At 39.0% G+C, this 18,154-nt stretch carries 16 protein-coding genes; 8 read left to right on the top strand and 8 right to left on the bottom strand.

Annotation, left to right across the window (positions count from 1 at the left end; all coding sequences use genetic code 11):
* Positions 1-2 precede the first annotated feature (2 nt).
* Positions 3-1,349, top strand: coding sequence for a nucleotidyltransferase domain-containing protein (locus HQQ94_RS17090; RefSeq protein ID WP_173295535.1), 1,347 nt, complete (start codon positions 3-5; stop codon positions 1,347-1,349).
* Positions 1,350-1,688: 339 nt separating this feature from the next.
* Positions 1,689-2,024: a hypothetical protein gene (locus HQQ94_RS17085; protein ID WP_173295534.1), complete on the top strand. Its 336-nt coding sequence runs from the start codon at positions 1,689-1,691 to the stop codon at positions 2,022-2,024.
* Between the two features lie 42 nt (positions 2,025-2,066).
* Here HQQ94_RS17085 and HQQ94_RS17080 read toward each other — a convergent pair.
* A protein-coding gene (locus tag HQQ94_RS17080; protein WP_173295533.1) for an IS630 family transposase occupies positions 2,067-3,075 on the bottom strand; the annotation gives its coding sequence in 2 pieces (ribosomal slippage) (positions 2,067-2,693 and positions 2,695-3,075; 1,008 coding nt in all).
* 265 nt (positions 3,076-3,340) lie between these two features.
* Here HQQ94_RS17080 and HQQ94_RS17075 point away from each other — a divergent pair.
* On the top strand, positions 3,341-4,006 hold the full coding sequence (locus HQQ94_RS17075) for an SDR family oxidoreductase (RefSeq protein ID WP_173295532.1): 666 nt from the start codon (positions 3,341-3,343) through the stop codon (positions 4,004-4,006).
* A 140-nt stretch (positions 4,007-4,146) separates the two neighbouring features.
* Here HQQ94_RS17075 and HQQ94_RS17070 read toward each other — a convergent pair whose 3' ends face one another.
* From HQQ94_RS17070 to HQQ94_RS17060, 3 genes are all read right to left on the bottom strand, one after another.
* Positions 4,147-4,551, bottom strand: a complete 405-nt coding sequence (locus HQQ94_RS17070) for a LysE family translocator (protein WP_309247286.1) — start codon at positions 4,549-4,551, stop codon at positions 4,147-4,149.
* Positions 4,552-4,687: 136 nt separating this feature from the next.
* Complete coding sequence (locus HQQ94_RS22675) at positions 4,688-4,900, bottom strand: ribbon-helix-helix domain-containing protein (protein WP_309247285.1); 213 nt, start codon at positions 4,898-4,900, stop codon at positions 4,688-4,690.
* Between the two features lie 90 nt (positions 4,901-4,990).
* Positions 4,991-5,431: a MarR family transcriptional regulator gene (locus HQQ94_RS17060; RefSeq protein ID WP_309247284.1), complete on the bottom strand. Its 441-nt coding sequence runs from the start codon at positions 5,429-5,431 to the stop codon at positions 4,991-4,993.
* Positions 5,432-5,635: 204 nt separating this feature from the next.
* Here HQQ94_RS17060 and HQQ94_RS17055 point away from each other — a divergent pair, with 204 nt between their 5' ends.
* The 3 genes from HQQ94_RS17055 (at position 5,636) to HQQ94_RS17045 (ending at position 7,771) form a co-directional block, all read left to right on the top strand.
* Entirely contained in the window at positions 5,636-6,634 is a 999-nt protein-coding gene (locus HQQ94_RS17055) for an NADP-dependent oxidoreductase (protein ID WP_173295529.1), read from the top strand.
* Positions 6,635-6,760: 126 nt separating this feature from the next.
* Entirely contained in the window at positions 6,761-7,027 is a 267-nt protein-coding gene (locus HQQ94_RS17050) for a hypothetical protein (RefSeq protein ID WP_217274056.1), read from the top strand.
* A 261-nt stretch (positions 7,028-7,288) separates the two neighbouring features.
* Positions 7,289-7,771, top strand: a complete 483-nt coding sequence (locus tag HQQ94_RS17045; RefSeq protein ID WP_173295528.1) for a hypothetical protein — start codon at positions 7,289-7,291, stop codon at positions 7,769-7,771.
* Positions 7,772-7,861: 90 nt separating this feature from the next.
* Here HQQ94_RS17045 and recN read toward each other — a convergent pair whose 3' ends face one another.
* From recN to barA, 4 genes are all read right to left on the bottom strand, one after another.
* Complete coding sequence (gene recN / locus HQQ94_RS17040) at positions 7,862-9,523, bottom strand: DNA repair protein RecN (protein WP_173295527.1); 1,662 nt, start codon at positions 9,521-9,523, stop codon at positions 7,862-7,864.
* Positions 9,524-9,683: 160 nt separating this feature from the next.
* Positions 9,684-10,667 carry an AEC family transporter gene (locus HQQ94_RS17035; RefSeq protein WP_173295526.1) on the bottom strand — a complete coding sequence of 328 codons (984 nt, stop codon included), beginning with the start codon at positions 10,665-10,667 and terminating at the stop codon, positions 9,684-9,686.
* A gap of 306 nt (positions 10,668-10,973) precedes the next feature.
* Complete coding sequence (locus HQQ94_RS17030; protein WP_173295525.1) at positions 10,974-11,579, bottom strand: YjaG family protein; 606 nt, start codon at positions 11,577-11,579, stop codon at positions 10,974-10,976.
* Entirely contained in the window at positions 11,554-14,361 is a 2,808-nt protein-coding gene (barA, locus tag HQQ94_RS17025) for a two-component sensor histidine kinase BarA (RefSeq protein WP_173295524.1), read from the bottom strand. The genes HQQ94_RS17030 and barA overlap by 26 nt, the downstream gene beginning before the upstream one ends.
* 97 nt (positions 14,362-14,458) lie before the next feature.
* Between barA and rlmD the strand changes: the two genes are divergently transcribed.
* On the top strand, positions 14,459-15,790 hold the full coding sequence (gene rlmD / locus HQQ94_RS17020) for a 23S rRNA (uracil(1939)-C(5))-methyltransferase RlmD (RefSeq protein WP_173295523.1): 1,332 nt from the start codon (positions 14,459-14,461) through the stop codon (positions 15,788-15,790).
* Positions 15,791-15,900: 110 nt separating this feature from the next.
* The gene (gene relA, locus HQQ94_RS17015) at positions 15,901-18,108 is read left to right on the top strand and encodes a GTP diphosphokinase (protein ID WP_173295522.1); all 2,208 of its coding nucleotides are present in this window, start codon (positions 15,901-15,903) and stop codon (positions 18,106-18,108) included.
* Positions 18,109-18,154 lie beyond the last annotated feature (46 nt).

The raw sequence follows: 18,154 nt of genomic DNA, 5'->3' as shown, positions 1-18,154 counted from the left end.
TTATGATTAGTATCTCAAGGAGTCACAGCTTCAGAGGTGATGATATTGGTAGGGATGGGAGGGAAGTTACCCGAGTCAGCTCTGAAAGGCGTTCGAGTATTAGCGAAGGGAATTTAGAATTTAAAGATAAAAAAATAAATAGTCTAGAAATTAAAACCGTAGGTAAAAGTCATCTTGTTGAACTTTCGGATGGTTCGTTATTTAAATCGTTAAGTAGTAAGGAAACGAATGCAGGAGATCAGTTGACGATAGATACTGCAAAAGTCATTGTCTCTAGGCGTGGCCCGAACTCAGAAATTTTTGATCAGGTTGATAGAAAGAGTGACCATCAATATAACTGGTATCCGGTATTGTCTATGCATAGTGAGAACTTACAAGGCAAGAATATGTATATTAGGCAAGATGCTTTCATTACCTCAAATGATCAGATTGTAGAGACTCATGACACCAACGAAGGAGGTCGACGTTTACGTTTTTGTGAGCAATATAACTACGACTACTCTTGTGATGAAAGTATTCTTCCAAGTGATAAATTGTATTTAGAGTTAGATAACAAAATTGAAGAGATAATTAAAAATACTAGTGATATTAAAAAGTCTATTGATAAATTTTGTCATCAATTGTCAGACAGTTGTGGAGGTACTTGGTTATCTATTCTTTATGGTTCATACGCCTCAGGTAATGAAAAGCCAGGATCAGATATTGATGTGATGTTTTCTTGCGATAACAATAGTTACTTGTTGCACAAAGAAGCTTTGGTTCCCAAAATTACTCATTTTTTATCATTATTGCATGATAAAGTCGGTGCCAATGTTGACGATGAAGTACCAGCAGAATCTAAACATCTTATTAGTGCAGAAGAAATGATGGAAGCAGTGAGATGCAAAGTATATTATCCCCCCATGGAGACTAGCGACTTGACCACTGTTAAAGTTGATCCATTGAGTTTTTTCTTAGATAAAGAAGTCGATGTAACTGGGATGAATAAATCTGAAAGTGAGAGATTTAGCAATGATTTTTTAAAGAGCAAATATTTGAGGTTAAGATTATTGTTTAACATTATGACAACACCTAATCAAATATCTTCTAATCGACCTATTGTTGTTGATAAACTCCACGAGCAGGCGAAAGAATCATTGCAGATATTAAGCAATGATTTAAGGTTACAACTTGGACGTTTAAGCGATGGTACAATTGATGAAAAAATAGAAAATCTATTTAAAACTGAAGATATTAAAGGTGAATATTGGCTAGGGTATAAAGAGGATAGAAAAGGGGTTAAAGAAAAGTTGATTGAATTACTTTCTTCTCCAGTTATACCAAAAAAAGCAGTTGAAGGGTTCGTATAACGTCATCATTGTCAGCAGATTAAAATGAAGGCTAGTCACCTTTTATGGTGGGAGCATGGCATTTTTTGACTAATTTAAAGTTTACCACGAACAATGTAACAAGGTTTCGTATTGATTCTGGTCCGGTTATTATACTTAGCAGCTAGGGTGTAATGTATCACTATTCCCATTATTATCTGGTTGATGGCTTGCTGCTCAATATATGAAGGTCTATCTTTAACATCATAAATAATTTTTATCTATGATAAATACCCAAGCGATTTTTATCTGATCGCACTGATAAATCAATAAAATTGGTGCATGGTCAGTGTTTATCACACGACGACAATGGATGATGATATGAAAAAGTTTAGCTCACTTATTTTGGTGTTAATACTTACAGCATGCGCCTCTGCTCCAGCAACATGGAAAGGAATGTCAGAAAGAGATATTTCGGCATGGAAAGAGATAGGGTTTAATGCTGATAAAGCACAGACTTGGAAAAAAAGTGGTTTTACACCAGAAAAAGCAAATAACTGGTCAATGGCAGGGTTTGATGTTGAAAGTGCTGGACTGTGGAATAAACAATCTTTTAATGCAGACGAAGCTAAAAATTGGAAAATGGGCGGATTTGATTTAGAGAAAGCAGTGGAATCGAGAGATAAAGGCTTAACCCCAGTCAAAAAAGATGAATAACAAAAATTACCTAACGGCATGCACGAGCATGTCGTTAAGTGCTTAACTAAAAGTTATCGAATATTTAGACTGATAATTATCCAGTATGTCTTTCACACTATTTTTTAGCGTCTCAAACGTGATAAAAGCATGGCAAGATAGCCATTCATATTTGATCTTTTTCCAGAGTATTTCAATGATATTGAGTTCGGGAGAATAAGCAGGTAAATACATAATGACAAGCCCTTTTAGTAACCATTCATAGCACTTTTCTTTAAAACGCTTAGCGCGATGAAATGAAGCATTATCAAGGTAGATAATCGTTAATTTATCAAGATGTTTAGTCGATATGAAGTGCTCAAAAGCTTCTATAACAACCTCGGTATTCACTTTACTTTCAGTGGTATGGTAAACAAGTGTTCCTTTTCTACTTAAAAAACCAAGTACATTAAGCCTCTTGCTATGAGAGTATGAAGGCATCACTAACGGCTCTCCTTTTGGAGACCAAGCGCTGGGTAAGTTTGACTTCTGGCTAAAGCCAGACTCATCAAAATAAAAGAGCTCAATTCTCCCAGCCTCTTCAGCTGTAATGAGGCCTGCTAATGTTTGCTGACAATCTAAAAAGTCTGATTCAGAACGTTGATTTTTTAGGCTATGTCTGGCACGTTTATAGCTATAATTGAATTTTTTTTAATGTTCTTTTTATCGTTGATTTACTGACTTTTTTTTCTGTTTCTGATGCCATTATCGCCTGAGCTCGTTTAAGTTGATAAGGCTCATCATCGACCCACTCTTTTAACTGTAAGTTTTCAGCTTCATTATAGATTTCTGGTCGTCCAGTTCGCTTACCGTCATAAAGAAAGCTGATCCCCAAATCAAACCATAGATCTATCCATCCAGATACGGTGCCGGGTTTTACCAATAATATTTGTGCAATTTGCTTGAGACTGAATCCATGATAACTACTCAATATTGCATGAACACGCGTTCTACAACGATGTTTAGGATGATTTTTGAATGCTTCTTCCAGCGTAGTGAACTCATGTTCTAACAGTGATCTAACTTGTTTCATATAAAAAATAATGAGTAAATTCAGTCAGTAGTTATACGTAAATCGTGATTTTGATGCAAGATTAAAAATGTAAAAAATCAGTGTTTAAATAATGTTCTAATTAGTGGTAATTTTATACTCAGGTACTTAGGTACTCAGCGATTATCTCCCTTTTATATTCCCTCCAAAAGCACTACTGACTTCGATATGTTATTGAACGATGGCTATGATATTGTTGCTTAAGTACATACTTTAAAATAAGCATTGATAATCATAAGGAATAATCATGTCTAGAACTGTTGTGATCACTGGCGCTAACCGTGGCATTGGCCTTGAGTTAGTGCGCCATTATGTCAAGCAAGGCGATAATGTTATTGGTATTTGTCGTGAGACCTCCCAAGAGTTGGATGAAATGGCCTCCATGGTAGTGGAAAACATAGATGTCACTAAAGGCGATAACGTTGAAGAGTTGGGCATAATATTAAGCAATGAACAAATTGATATTTTGATCAACAACGCGGGTTTATTTGCCAATGAAAGCTTAGGGTGTTTGGATTTCGACAGCATTCAGCGTCAAATGGAGGTCAATGCTTATGGCCCGCTTCGTGTGACAGAAGTATTGCTGCCCAAGATAAACAAGGGCGGTAAAATTGTCAATATTACCAGTCGTATGGGATCCATGGGCGACAATACATCCGGACATTATTATGGGTATCGCGCTTCAAAGGCAGCGTTGAATGCATTTGGTAAATCTCTATCAGAAGATGTAAAACCCCGAGGCATTGCGGTGGCGCAACTTCACCCCGGATTTGTGAAAACACGCATGGTGGGTTTCAATGGGGACATCACACCAGAGGATTCAGCTAAAGGCTTAGTCTTATGTATTGAACAGTTGAACATTGATAATACCGGTGGTTTCTGGCACTGCAATGGTGAAAAGTTACCTTGGTAAGCATTACCAGTAGCAAAGTTGTTAGGTGACCTGTGTCAGTTTCTTTTTAGCTAGGGTTATTTTTGCTATAAGAAGTTGGTGTCTGACACTGAGGTTAGCGATTAGACGTCAACGACTTTGCCTATGAGTACAAATGAGTATCAAATGGTAGATAGCCCTATAAAAATGCCAAATACTAAGAATATGACACCACTGAATTGATTAAACCGTTGACGTCTTTGATTGTTATTCAGTAAAGATTTAGCCCTTTCCCCAAGTGCTGCATAGCTTAAATAGATAGCAAAATGAATCATTGCACTAATGAAACAAAGTGCAGTGACTTGAGGCACTAACGCAGTATCGGCTTGAATAAATTGGGGCAATAAAGCAGAGACAAATATCAAGGCTTTGGGGTTTGAAGAGGTCATAAAAAATGCCTGTTTGAAAATGATTGATGACGTCTCATTTTTAGCGTGACATGAACTGCCTGTATTCATTTGAGATACAGGAGAAAAATAGGTTTTCCCTCCTAGGTAACACAAATATATAGCGCCTATTATCTTGATAATATGTAGTGTAAGGCTTGTCTAGATTGGAGCGAACGAAAAAGTCATTTAGCTGGAAGTTTAGGTCAATGGATTTTAAATGATGCTATTGTTCGTCGTTGGGCCCACCAAGATTTGGACTCGAGAGCGATTCAATTCAGTTCGCATGGCTTGAGATCTTTTTATAAAAAATATGGTGTTTCAAATCAAGTTTATGCCAGACGATTATAGCACGGATGGTTTTTATGATAAAAACACTTCTATATCGTCTATTTGCAATCGACATTTCTTGGTCCCTTGTGATTTTTTCTAATATCAGCCAAAAACTCAGTTCTAGCTTTACGCTGGTGGCATGGCTATCAATACCAATAGCGCGGTTTATATATTGGTCATTCTCTATGAGTTGCTGTGAAAATATTTGGCAGATATTATTACCTGATCATAGTAAACAGAATGTTGTTCATTTCTTATTGAGATCGTCTGTGAGTGTTAGGCATAAATCTCGTAAAGAGTCGATTTCCAGCTCCGTAATACTGACTTTATTGAGTAAAATTTGCTTTAAGGATAAGGCCGCTTGTTTAAGTGCTGTACCTGATGCTGTTACTTGGATTATTTTTTTTCGTTCATCTTTACAATCAACACTTCGAACTAATAAGGCTTTAGTTTCAAGGCGTTTAACTATCGGAGTTAAAGTGCCAAGATCTAGGCGTGTTTCTTTAGATAGGTCGGTGAGGCTAGCGCCATCATTAAGCCACAAAGCTTGCATGACTAGGTATTGCGGGTAAGTTAGGTCGCATTGTTCTAATAATGGACGGTATGCACGGACCAATGCATTACTTGCGGTGTATAGGGCAAAACAGACGTTGTCAGATAGGGATGTCGTGCCCTTGCTATCATCAATTTGGGTCGTTTTTTGTCTATCTTGATGAGATGTTTTGGTCACCTTTTGTACGCCTTTAATGTGCTTGTTAGTGTCGATATATGCTCAGTTTTAATCATGACTTAGCTAATCACAATATACTTTGCGCGCAAAGCAATTGCCTTTGTCGATATTTGAGAGTAGAGTTTACCACAATTAATTAGCGCACAAAGTAAAAGAGGTTTTATGCAGGCCCAACAGATATTATTAGACTCACGCCCAGACGGTTTACCCACTCATGCTAATTTCAAATTAGTGCCTGTTTCATTACCAGCGATCCAAATGGGGGAATTTTTAGTTAAAAACTTATGGATGTCTGTGGATCCATACATGCGTGGGCGTATGGTAGATAGAGAGAGTTATATTGCCCCTTTTGTACTTGGTGAAGCACTCGAAGGTGGTTCGATTGGTGAGGTGATAGAGTCGCGTCATTCGAGCTTCCCTGTCGGTGCTAAAGTGACCAGTATGCTAGGCTGGCGAAGTCATTATGTGACTGACGGTAGTGATCACACTCTGCTTCCAGAAACTCCTTTAAGTGAGTCACATTTTCTTGGCGTGTTAGGCATGCCAGGTATGACAGCCTGGACTGGGTTGAATCGAATAGCTGAGCTAAAAGAAGGGGAAACCTTGTTTGTTTCTGCAGCATCTGGTGCTGTAGGAAGTGTGGCGTGTCAATTAGCTCAGTTAATGGGGTGTAAAGTGATTGCTTCTGTCGGTTCTGATGAAAAAGCGACTCACCTGAAAAGTTTAGGTGTCGATGCTGTGATTAATTATAAAACGGTCGATAATTTAAGTGCTGCGTTACAGGTTGCAGCGCCTCAAGGGGTGGATGTTTACTTTGAAAATGTCGGTGGCGAGCATTTTGCTGCCGCACTGGATAATATGAATGATCATGGCAGAATTGCTGTATGTGGCATGATTGCTCAATACAATGATACAGCTCCGACACCTGGGCCAAGTAACCTTGCTTTGATCATAATGAAGAAGCTTAAAATAGAAGGTTTTATTGTATTTGAGCATTGGGCTCATTACCCTGAATTTACACAACAGATGGCGCAGTGGCTTTCTACCGGCGCGGTTAAAGCTGAGCAAACTATTTATGAAGGCTTGGCGAGTGCTCCCGATGCTTTTATTGGTCTATTTGAAGGTAAAAACCGCGGTAAAATGCTGGTTAAGCTCAGTTAGGTGTATTGTATGTGGGGAGGGATAAAAATTTTAGCTTGATATAAGGCAAGTGATTTCGCAAAACTTAGATATCTCTTCTAGTCTTTTAGTGTTAACGAAATGAATATAAGCCACTGAGGATAAAATATGTTTAGTTTTGTCGAGCGAAATAACATGATCCGATTTTTTCTACCGCTAATAGCAATATCCCTATTATCACTTAACGGATGCACTAACTATGCTCCCGTGCCCGCTGAAAAATGTACCGAGGTGGTTAAGCACGCTAAAAAAGTGTTGGGCAGTATGGCGCCGGATGGTAAAACCATGATGGCAGATTGTAAGGCTGCATCGGATAGCGAGCGTGGCTGTGTTATGGCTGCAACAAAAAAAGGAGCCCTTGCTCAATGCATGTGATCGGTATTAATGATGGAAAATAAGCATAATATCTAAAGGAGTAACATGTTGCAGAGTGAGTGACATCATAATGTTATTGTTACTCTTGTCATTTTTCATGGGGTAATTTATTAAGAGGCCATTGAGCAGGAGAAACGGCTGAATATCTTTGGTTTACCTGCGTCAGCATTTATCATGTTGTTTACTTTGTAATGACAGTCAATATGTCATGAAATTCTGATAGACTAGGATACAAATAATTACAATAGGGTTTGTACTGAAATGATCCCCTCTACTACGTCAATATTTATGTTGAGTATTGTTCTCATCAGTGGCTGTCAAAAAGACCTTACATTTCAATTAGATTCTGTTTCTACTTCTAAGCTTGTATCATCTAATTCTGTTGAAAAATTTCAACATTGTAATTTAAAAGTTATGGCCACAAACCACCTTAATTATGGCATTAAGTTGGGCCCTCAAATTAAGGTTTTTACCGATACTGGCGAGCATATTCTGGGTCTTGATTCATGGGGCGATGATTGGGCGTATCTTATTTCCAACGATGCAGATAAGGGATTTCAGCAGCCGTTATGTTTTAAAGAAAAGGGCATAAATCCTATAGATTGTAAAGCATTGACTAAAGCAATCATTAATAAAAAATTTGAAATAGAGCTAAACCGATGTGAAAAAGTAGATTTATCGCCAGCAAGTTGTGATATTGAGCTTGAGAACAGGTTAACAGATCTAAAAATAATATTTATTTAGTCTCAGTTTAAGTATTCCACTTCAACATATTAAATCCTGCATGTTTAAGTGGTTTTGAGATACCGTTTAAGAGGGCATTATTAAGAATAATTAACTTTGTAATAGTTCTTTAGCATTGGCTAAAGTATTGCTGGTTATCACATCGCCACCGAGTAGCCTTGCGAGTTCCTCGATACGCTGGGATTTATTTAACGAGACCATAGAGGTCTCTGTTTTCCCTGCTTTACTGTGCTTGTTGACGAACATATGTTGATGACCGTTACCAGCGACTTGCGGCAAATGAGTGACACAAAACACTTGAGTTGAATCACCTAAGGTGCGAAGCATGCGGCCAACAACTGCAGCTGTGGGTCCTGAAACCCCAACATCGACTTCGTCAAAAATGAGTGTCGGTGTCGATACTTTTTTGGCTGTAATCACTTGTATGCCTAAGCCTATACGTGAAAGTTCACCACCAGATGCGACTTTAGAGATGGCCTGCATTGGCTGACCTGGATTCGTTGATACCTGAAACTCTATGTTATCACAGCCATTAAGCGACATTGATTCTGGGTTAAATGTTACAGCGATACAGAATTTACCTTTTGGCATACTGAGTTCATGTATCGATTGAGTCACTTTTTTATTTAGTTCTTTCGCATAACGGATCCGGCTTTGACTGAGTTTGTTAGCATGAACTAAGTAATTCTGTTTACTGGCATTAACTTGCTCTTCTAATTGGAGCAAAGCACTTTCATCGGAATCTAATGAATTGAGTTCTGTAAGCAGTTCTTGATGATGATCGTAGAGTGTCGTTGGGAGAACTTGATGTTTACGTGATAGCTGCATTAATTGTGAAAGCCTTAATTCAAGCTTTTCAAAATACTCAGGATTTAGTTCAAGTTTATCTAAATAGCACTCTATTTCATTACTGCTTTCTTGGATCCGAATAAGGGCCTCATTGAGCATAGTGACCACGCTTTTGAGATGGGGATCGTATGATTCAAGTTCCTGAGCTTGAGTGATCCCAGTATTAATAAGTGATTCAATATTGGCTTGTTCATTGTCTTGTAATATGCTGAGTTGTTTTTTGCATGCTTCTACCAGTGCGGTACCATTAGCCAGTTTTTTATGTTCAGCTTCAATGTCCTCAAACTCGCCTTTATTGAGTGCAAATTCATTGAGCTCTTCGACTTGATATTGTAATAACTGTTTGCGAGCAATACGTTGATGTTGAGTTTGCTGCAGAGATTTTAACTCCTTCTCTATGAGTTTACAGCGTTGATATCCAGAGGACACCGCCTCAAGTAACAGTCTGTGATTAGCGTAGCTATCGAGTAAAGTGAGTTGATGCTCATTTTTAAGCATAGCATGATGAGCGTGTTGCCCATGTATTCCAATTAACAGTTGTCCGAGGCTTTTAAGCTGACTGAGAGGGACTGGATTACCATTGATATAAGCTCTTGAGCGTCCATCACTATTGATTGTTCGTCGAAGAATACACTCTTGCTCTAATTCAAGATCATTATCTTCAAGCCAACGCTTTGCTAAGGGAACATCGTTTAATGAAAACCTTGTACTGACTTCAGCTTTTGATGCACCAGGTCTAACCGTTGTTGCATCAGCACGGTTACCTAAACATAAGCCTAAGGCATCAATTGCGATAGATTTACCAGCACCTGTTTCACCTGTGATGCTGGTCATTCCAGGTTTAAAGTCAAGTTCGAGAAATCGAACGATAGCAAAATTATTAATGCTAAGTTGGCAAAGCATGCTGTGATCCCTTCACTTTGTTATACTGTGTTTATAAACAGTATATACTGTTATTATATACAGTAAAGCTTTGTGTGAAAAATCGTGCCATAAAGCTTGATGTTTTTCTGCTTGGACAGGTAAATATAGGGCCGTCCTAGTGTTCAGTGGATACTATTTTTTAATGGAGCACATTCTCGATTAAAGGCAAGGTTAACATACTTAGTATAGTGCCTAGCATTATGGCTTGCGCACTCATTACGACCTTAATTTGGTATCTGTCTGCTAATAGGAAGACACTCGCAGCGGTCGGAAGCGCAGCTAATAACACACCCATTATGAAATAATCTCCCTTGACGTTGAAAGCCGACAGTAAAACATAGGCTAGTACTGGCTGGATGAATAATTTAGCCAAATTTATCCAACTTAGCTCGATAATTGTGTTGCAAAGAGATTTTTTGTTATCGGGAGTGTCCTGATGTGTGTTCACTTTAGCCAGAACCATGCCGATAGCGAAGAGGGCACAAGGAGTAGATGTCATGCCTATTTGCTTTAGCGCAATAGAGAGCGGATCAAATAGCTCGAATTGGGTGGCAGATAGGAGTATACCAATACTACTGCCGATAACGACAGGGTTGTGCATTAAGGAAAGAATAATAGTGAACAGCGGTGAGTACTGTTCGACTTCCTTTTTCACTCCAGTCACTTTTTTTTGGTATAGCTCAATAGAGACAAGGGCTAAAGCGAAGATAATAACAGATAATAAGCTTGCAATTGCAGCGGCTGTCAGGGCACTGCTTTGCTTGGGAAATAACATGGTCAACATAGGCATCCCAATAAAAGCGGTGTTACCGAATGTCGTGTTTAGTGCCCTTAATGCAGCTAAGTCAGCACGTCCCTTATTAGTAAGGTTGGATATTAATATCACCAGTAGATAAGTGATCATCATGGCGAGACTGTAACCAGCAATAAATCCCCATTGTAATATTTCGTTTATGGGAGTTTTCGCCAATACAATTAACATGATGGAAGGAAATGCCACGTAATAAACATACTGGTTCAAGACGAGATCTGTATTGGCTGGAAGTCGTTTTATTTTTTGCACTAATGATCCCAAGAGCATCATGAAGATAACAGTAAATAATGGGGTAAGGATGGGGGACATGAGCAGTAATTCCAAATAGGGTGTGTACCGAACTAAAGTACCATAACGGGTGTCATGTGGACTACGATCTTGGGTCTACGGATATAAAGAGGCCGTGTTTAAATTTACTTCGTCATTTCATTGGCACAGTGTTTCACTTTGATTATCAGCGTTGTTTTCGATCTGGTGTTAGGGGGTTATTTGAGTAGTATTAATCTGTGTTTTTAATTCCCACCGTTATTTTTATTCATAAATAATTAAATGGTGCTTATACTCAAGTGACTTCAAGATGCAGGATTCAGCATCTTGAGGTTTTGGGTATAAAAGTTAGTTTTCTTGTGTACCAATCCCAATATTGGATATACCTGCATCGATAATATCTTTACGTAATGACTTAATAAACTCAGCGTTAAGTTTAGGATTATCTTCAATGAGCTCTAATAAATTTTCTTGTAGAGCTTTTTCATCCAGCATAACTTCATGATTAAAAATGTAGTCATCGAATGCCTCTTCATCAAGTTCTACTTCTGAAATCGCTTCGATGTAATTGGCTACTGTACTTGATGATAGTTTACTTATATTGACAATATCTTCTTCGACTTTGCTTTGTATTGCACTTAACAGCGCGATCAATGCCGTGGTTGCATCCATAGCAGGATAAACGCCGTACACATCAAAATTAGCCGGATCTGGTGTTATAAGCTCCAATCTTTCTAAGTAAATGTCGATATTCAACTTTAATTTTGAATCATAGCTTGATTGCCATAATAGGTTTAGCACTGTGTCTAATACCTGAGGATCGCCAAATTCACAGACTTCAGAAAAAAGTTGATAATTTGGCAACATGCGCTGGCATAAAGCGATGGCGAATACTTTTTTCTGCTGAAGGTCTAATGCTTTTACACGTTTAAAGAAGCCTAGTTTTGTTGTCATCTATTATATCCGTTGATAACTGTGATATCACTTGATTTGCTGCCGATTCTACCTTAATTAACTCGTCAAGTAACTCAAGTATTTCAGGTTCGACATCTTCTACAGCAGCACCATGCTTTAAGCTAGATTCAATCGCCTGGCAAAGTTTTTGTGTTGTTGGTACGCCGCAATAACAACAAGCTCCATGAAGTTTATGTACAGATGAAAGCATTGATTTTTGATTCAGTTCCTCTAATGCTCTTTTTATGTGTTCTGTGGTAGAAGGCAGGGATACGACTAACATTTTAAGCATATCAAGTGCGAGATCAGTCTTTTGGTTAGCTTGGGTTAAACAAAGCTCCCAATTAAGGGTGAAGGGATCGAAATGGGTAAATTTAGGGCGAGTTTTCCATCGATTGATCACTCCTTTTAGTGCGGCTTCATCGATAGGTTTAGGCAGGTAACCGTCCATACCACTTTGTTGGATTAACTGTCTTTCTTCAGCAATAGCATGAGCTGTTACTGCAATGATAGGTGTATTACGATTTAAAGAATGCTGACGGATCTGCTTAGTTGCGCTGATCCCATCAGTGCCAGGCATCTGTATATCCATAAATATCATATCAAAACTGCGTTCTTGGGCAATTTCTACCGCGCCTTTACCGTTATTGATAACCGTAACCTGACTGACGAGTTCTTTTAAAAGGGTATCAATTAATTTCAGGTTTGCAGGGTTATCATCCACAGCCAGTACATTTAAGGCTTCTCTGAAAATAGGCTTAGGTTGGCTGTTATCCTGACGTTGGTACGTTCTGTCTGATTTTGGGTCGATAAGTGTTTGAGCTAAGGTTTTCTCACTGACCGGCGCAGGTAAAATTTTGTCCACTGAGCCTAAAACGGTGTGCAATTCTTGTTTATTCGTACAAAATAAGAGAACTACATATTGGCATTGTGCCTTAATTGTTTTCAATTGAATGGAAAAATCGACATCTGGATTGAGTGCCTTACAACTGACAATACCATAGTCATAGATAAGCGATTTATTGGGGGAATGTGTTGATAACTGATCGATGCAATGAATACTGGTTGTTTTCATTCCCCATTGATCAAAATGTTTCATTAATATGCTGTTTGACAGTGTTCTTGGCTCTAGTAAAAGCAGGGTTTTATTGAGTAATGTTTTGGTTTCCAGAAAATTCATGACAGGATATTGGCTAATTTCTAAAGGAAGAGTAAACCAGAAAGTTGATCCAACATCAGCTTCAGATTGGCAGCCAATTTGTCCGCCCATTCTATTGACTAGGCGTTTAGTGATGATCAAGCCTAGGCCTGTTCCGCCAAAGCGACGTGAAATAGAGGAGTCAGCCTGCCCGAAGGCTTGAAACAGTATTTCTTGCTGATAGGCGTCTATGCCAATACCAGTATCAGTTATTTCACACCGAAAGTTGACTTTACTTTTTGTGCTTTCTGTTAATTTAAGAGTTAAGTGGACGCTACCTTTATCAGTGAACTTAATTGCATTACCGATTAAATTGGTGAGGATCTGAGTGAATCGCATCGCATCACCACAGAGGTCATCTGGGATAGTAGGGTCGATGTCAATAGCCAGTTCGATGTCTTTTTCTCTGGCACTGTTTGACAATAAAGTGACGGTATCATCGATAATTTCACGTAAGGAAAAAGGTAAGCTCTCTATCACCAGTTTTCCTGCTTCTAGCTTAGAGAAGTCTAAAATGTCATTAATAATTTTGAGTAAATTTGCTGCACTTTTTTCGATGGTGTTGATGTAGTCTTGTTGGCTTGAGTGTAAAGGTGTTTTTAAGAGCTGCTTAGCAAATCCTATCACGCCATTAAGTGGTGTTCTGAGTTCATGTGACATATTGGCTAAAAATTCTGATTTAATTCGACTTGCTTCAAGTGCGCGTTTTTTAGCTAAATCTAACTCAACGTTTTGGATCTCAATCTGTTCTAATGTTTCTCTTAGATCTGAAGTTGCTTGATCTATATTTTGTTGCATCTCGTCATGGTATTCCGATAGTGAACTCGCCATGGCATTTATGCCACGTCTCAGTAAATCCAGCTCGCCAATTAAATTACCATTGACTCGGGTATCGAGTTTACCTTCTCGAATTTTAGCCACCACTCTGACCATCTCTGTAATAGGTTGTGTTACATTTTTAACCAGACGAAAGGTAAAGAGTAGATTAAGTTGAACACCGATCAATACAATAATAAAGGCAGCTACAGCCGCTCTGTGCTGCTCAAGTAAGGAGTTCTCTTTATTGACGAGTATGGCAATGTAGCCCAACTTCGTTGGTATTAATTGTTGTGGATCTTTGAAATCAAAAGCATTTAATTGAAGATCATAATCGGAGGAGAAAATAGGGCTGCGTAAAATGAAACTATCACCGACTTGCTCCAACTCCGTTCTTAGTAGTGAACTTAGTGGCTTGTTATAGCGCATAAGTTCGTGGTTTTTATAGTGATGAGAGGTTACTACTATATTGTTTTTATTATCAAAAATGGCAATGAATTGCACTAAAGATGATTTATTAAGTTGGGCTGCGGTGATTAATTTTTTAGTTGTTTCAAAATCTTTATTCTTCAGTCCTATCTCTGCGGCAATCGCAAGCGGTTCAATAATATTGCCACCTTGTTCGATGAGTGTTTCTTCGAGTTCATAAAAACGATTTATGGTAAAATAACTCCCTAATAATATGCCAACAAGGATCGTCGGGGCTAACGCCAATACAAGCACCCATGATCTAAGGCTATATTTTGTCATGTTGTAAGCTTTATTCATTAGGTTCGCTGATTTACCTCGTTCTCGACACACGTTACACTAGACTGCCAGAAGTCAGGTTGTCTTGGCCAGTATTATTATTGATTTAGAGGCCTAAATGGCACAGTTTTTTAAAGCAAAACCAAACAGTTCAACGAAGCTCTCGGCAAAAATATCACTCAAAGTGGCCCGATTGGATCATTTAGGGGCTGGTATTGCTCAATATCAAGGTAAAGTTGTATTTATTTCAGGTGTCTTACCTGACGAACAAGTAACAGTTCAGCTAACAGACCAGAAAAAACGCCATTCTAGAGCCAAGCTGTTAACACTAGAGTCTAGCTCAAAGGATCGAGTGGAGCCTAAATGTGGTCATTACAATGAGTGTGGTGGTTGTGATCTTCAGCATCTAGCATTAGATAAGCAACGTAGCCATAAAGAATCTGTCTTGATCGGATTGATGGGAAAATTGAGTCATGCCAAAGTAGAAACCTTAGCGCCTGCTATTACCAGTGAGCAATGGGCCTATCGTCGCCGTGCACGCTTAGCAACCTATTATAATCAAGAGACAAAAAAAATCACGTTAGGTTTTAGAGCGAAATCGAGTAAAGAGGTGATCAGTATCACTGATTGTCCGGTTCTTGCGACAGCACTGACGGTGTTAATCTCACCGCTATCTAAGGTGTTAAATCAACTGTCAGGCAGAAAGGCTTTAGGCCATGTTGAGCTTATTGATGTTGATAATGGCCAGTTTGTTGTTGTGAGAATGACAAAGTCGTTATCGGATAATGATAACGAAAGATTAAGCTTGTTTGCCAAGCAACACGGCATAAATTTGATTGTACAGGGCAATGAGGGGGATTTTTCTGTACTCGAAGGCTCTAAAGAACGTCCTTTTTATACCTTAAACGGTGAACTGAAGTTGAGCTTTACACCGGGAAGTTTTGTTCAGGTTAATGGGAATATTAATGCTGCTATGGTTGAACAGGCTGTTGAATGGCTGCAAGTTAAGTCTGGTGAGCGTGTATTGGATCTTTTTTGCGGTGTGGGGAATTTTAGCTTGCCGCTGGTTAAATCCGGTGCGCAAGTCATTGGGGTTGAGGGTGTACCAGAGATGGTTGCTCAAGCGAGAATCAATGCCAAGCAAAGTGGTTTGTCTAATGTGAGTTTTTTTCACACAGATTTAAGTGCTGATCTGTCACAAGAACCTTGGTTAGGAAAAGTAGATAAGTTATTGCTTGATCCAGCAAGAGCGGGGGCATTTGAAAGCCTTCAGTGGTTGAAAAAGATGAAGCCTAAAGCGATAGTTTATGTTTCCTGTGATCCATCAAGTTTAGCCAGAGACAGTGAATCCTTGTTAAAGCATGGCTATAAACTGAAAAAAATGGGGTTAATTGATATGTTTCCACAAACGCATCACATTGAATCCATGGCATTGTTTGAATTAACTTGAACTTGAGATAAATAATGTCAAAATTGTTTGGAATTTAATATGATTGATTTGTATTACGTAAATTTTTAGTGGTCCATTGTTTTTGATTTAACGTTAAGGATGAGATTGAGATGGTATCTGTTCGAGAAGCACATTTTAGCGATCCTAATTTTCAGCTGGAAGAGTGGGTCAACCGTTACATTAGTGATACGGATGAAGCCCAAATATTGCTCGAACTTATCAGCCGTATCGAGATCATGCTTGCCAATAGCAAACAAGATAATACTACCTGGCTTGCACGCGCCAGAGAGATGATTGAGATTTTAGCGCCATTAAATATGGATATTGAAACCTTGCAAGCATCAGTATTGTTTATTGTCTTTGATGCTGGCATCTTATCCAAAGCGGCACTAGAGGAGAGATTTAGTAGTGGGCTTTCCCGATTAGTGATGAGTGTCGAGACAATGAATGCCATTGGTGCTCTTAAAGTCAATAATCAGTCACGTACCAGTGATGTCAAAATAGATAATATTCGTCGTATGTTACTGGCGATGGTCGAAGATGTACGCGCAGTGGTTATTAAACTAGCAGAACGGATTTGCCTGCTTAGAGAAAGTAAAAATGCCAGTGAAGAGTCGCGGGTCTTATTGGCACGTGAGATTGCAGATATTTACGCACCCCTAGCTAACAGGCTGGGTATTGGTCAGCTTAAATGGGAACTTGAAGATATCTCTTTTCGCTACTTACATCCAAAAACTTACCAAGAGATAGCGAAGCAGCTTGATGGTAAGCGTTTAGATCGTGAGACTTTTATTGATGATTTTGTTCAACAACTTCAGACTAGACTCGATAAAGATCAAATCAGAGCGAAAGTCTATGGTCGTCCTAAACATATCTACAGTATCTGGAAGAAAATGAGAGGTAAAGATCTCAAGTTTGATGAACTGTTTGATGTTCGCGCGGTACGAATCGTCACCGACAGACTACAAGACTGCTATGGGGCGCTAGGTGTTGTGCACACTCTTTGGCATCATATCCCACGTGAATTTGATGATTATGTGGCTAATCCCAAACCTAATGGGTATCAATCTATTCACACGATAGTCGTTGGACCAGAAGGGAAAACCGTTGAAATACAAATACGCACAGAGCAGATGCATGAGGATGCAGAGCTCGGGGTGGCAGCACACTGGAAGTATAAAGAAGGGGCAAGTGGGGGTAAGCAAAGTGGTTATGAAGAAAAAATAAACTGGTTACGTAAAATTCTTCAATGGCAGGAGGATGTGGCGGAAAGTGGTAACTTGGTTGAAGAGGTGCGTAGCCAAGTATTTGAAGATCGTGTGTATGTATTTACACCCAGTGGTGAAGTTGTCGATTTGCCATTAGGATCTAGTGTGCTGGATTTTGCTTATTATATTCACTCACATGTTGGACATAAGTGCATTGGTGCTAAGGTTGATGGTCGTATTGTACCTTTTACTTATCAAGTCGAAACTGGCCAGCGTGTTGAAATTATTACCTCTAAACATCCCAACCCTAAGCGTGATTGGTTAAATCCTAATTTAGGTTATATTCGAACTTCACGGGCTCGTTCTAAAATTCAACATTGGTTTAAACAGCAAGATAGAGATAAAAATATCGTTGCAGGTAAAGAAATGTTAGAAGTGGAATTAGCCAGATCTGGGCTTAAAATTAAAGATGCTCAAAGTGCCGTCGAGCGTTTTAATTTAGTGAGTATGGATGATTTATTGGCGAGTATCGGAGGAGGAGATGTACGTCTTAATCAAGTGGTTAATCATGTCCAAAGTCAGATGCATATTAACCAGATTGATGATGAAACAGCAGTTGAAGATCTGGTTAAAAAGGGCGGAATTAAATCGAAGAAAGAAAATAGAGGTCAGGTAGAAGTCAACGGTGTTGGTAATTTAATGAGTCATATCGCTCGTTGCTGCCGGCCTGTACCGGGTGATGAAATATTCGGTTTTATTACCAAAGGCCGAGGTATTTCTGTTCATCGTGCTGATTGTGAGCAGGTGAAAGAGTTGATAAGAGTACAACCTGAGCGAGCCGTTGATGTGGTGTGGGGGGAGCATTACTCTGGCGGTTACAAAATACGCTTACGTATTATTGCCAATGATCGCTCTGGGTTACTTAAGGATCTCACTTCGGTTTTAGCAGCTGAAAAGTCTCATGTGATGGCCATGAGTTCATCATCAGATGTGAAAACACAAACAGCAATGATTGAACTTGAACTTGAGCTGTATAATTTAGATGGGCTTTCACGTGTGATGGCTAAACTAACTCAGATTGAAGGCGTGAGTGAAGCAAGAAGAGTGTAACAACTTTGATAATGTTAAAAATGGCGACTTAGGTCGCCATTTTTAT

It is taken from the genome of Shewanella sp. VB17, assembly GCF_013248905.1.
Classification (GTDB): Bacteria; Pseudomonadota; Gammaproteobacteria; order Enterobacterales; family Shewanellaceae; genus Shewanella.
This window is presented reverse-complemented; position numbering and strand designations above follow the sequence as displayed.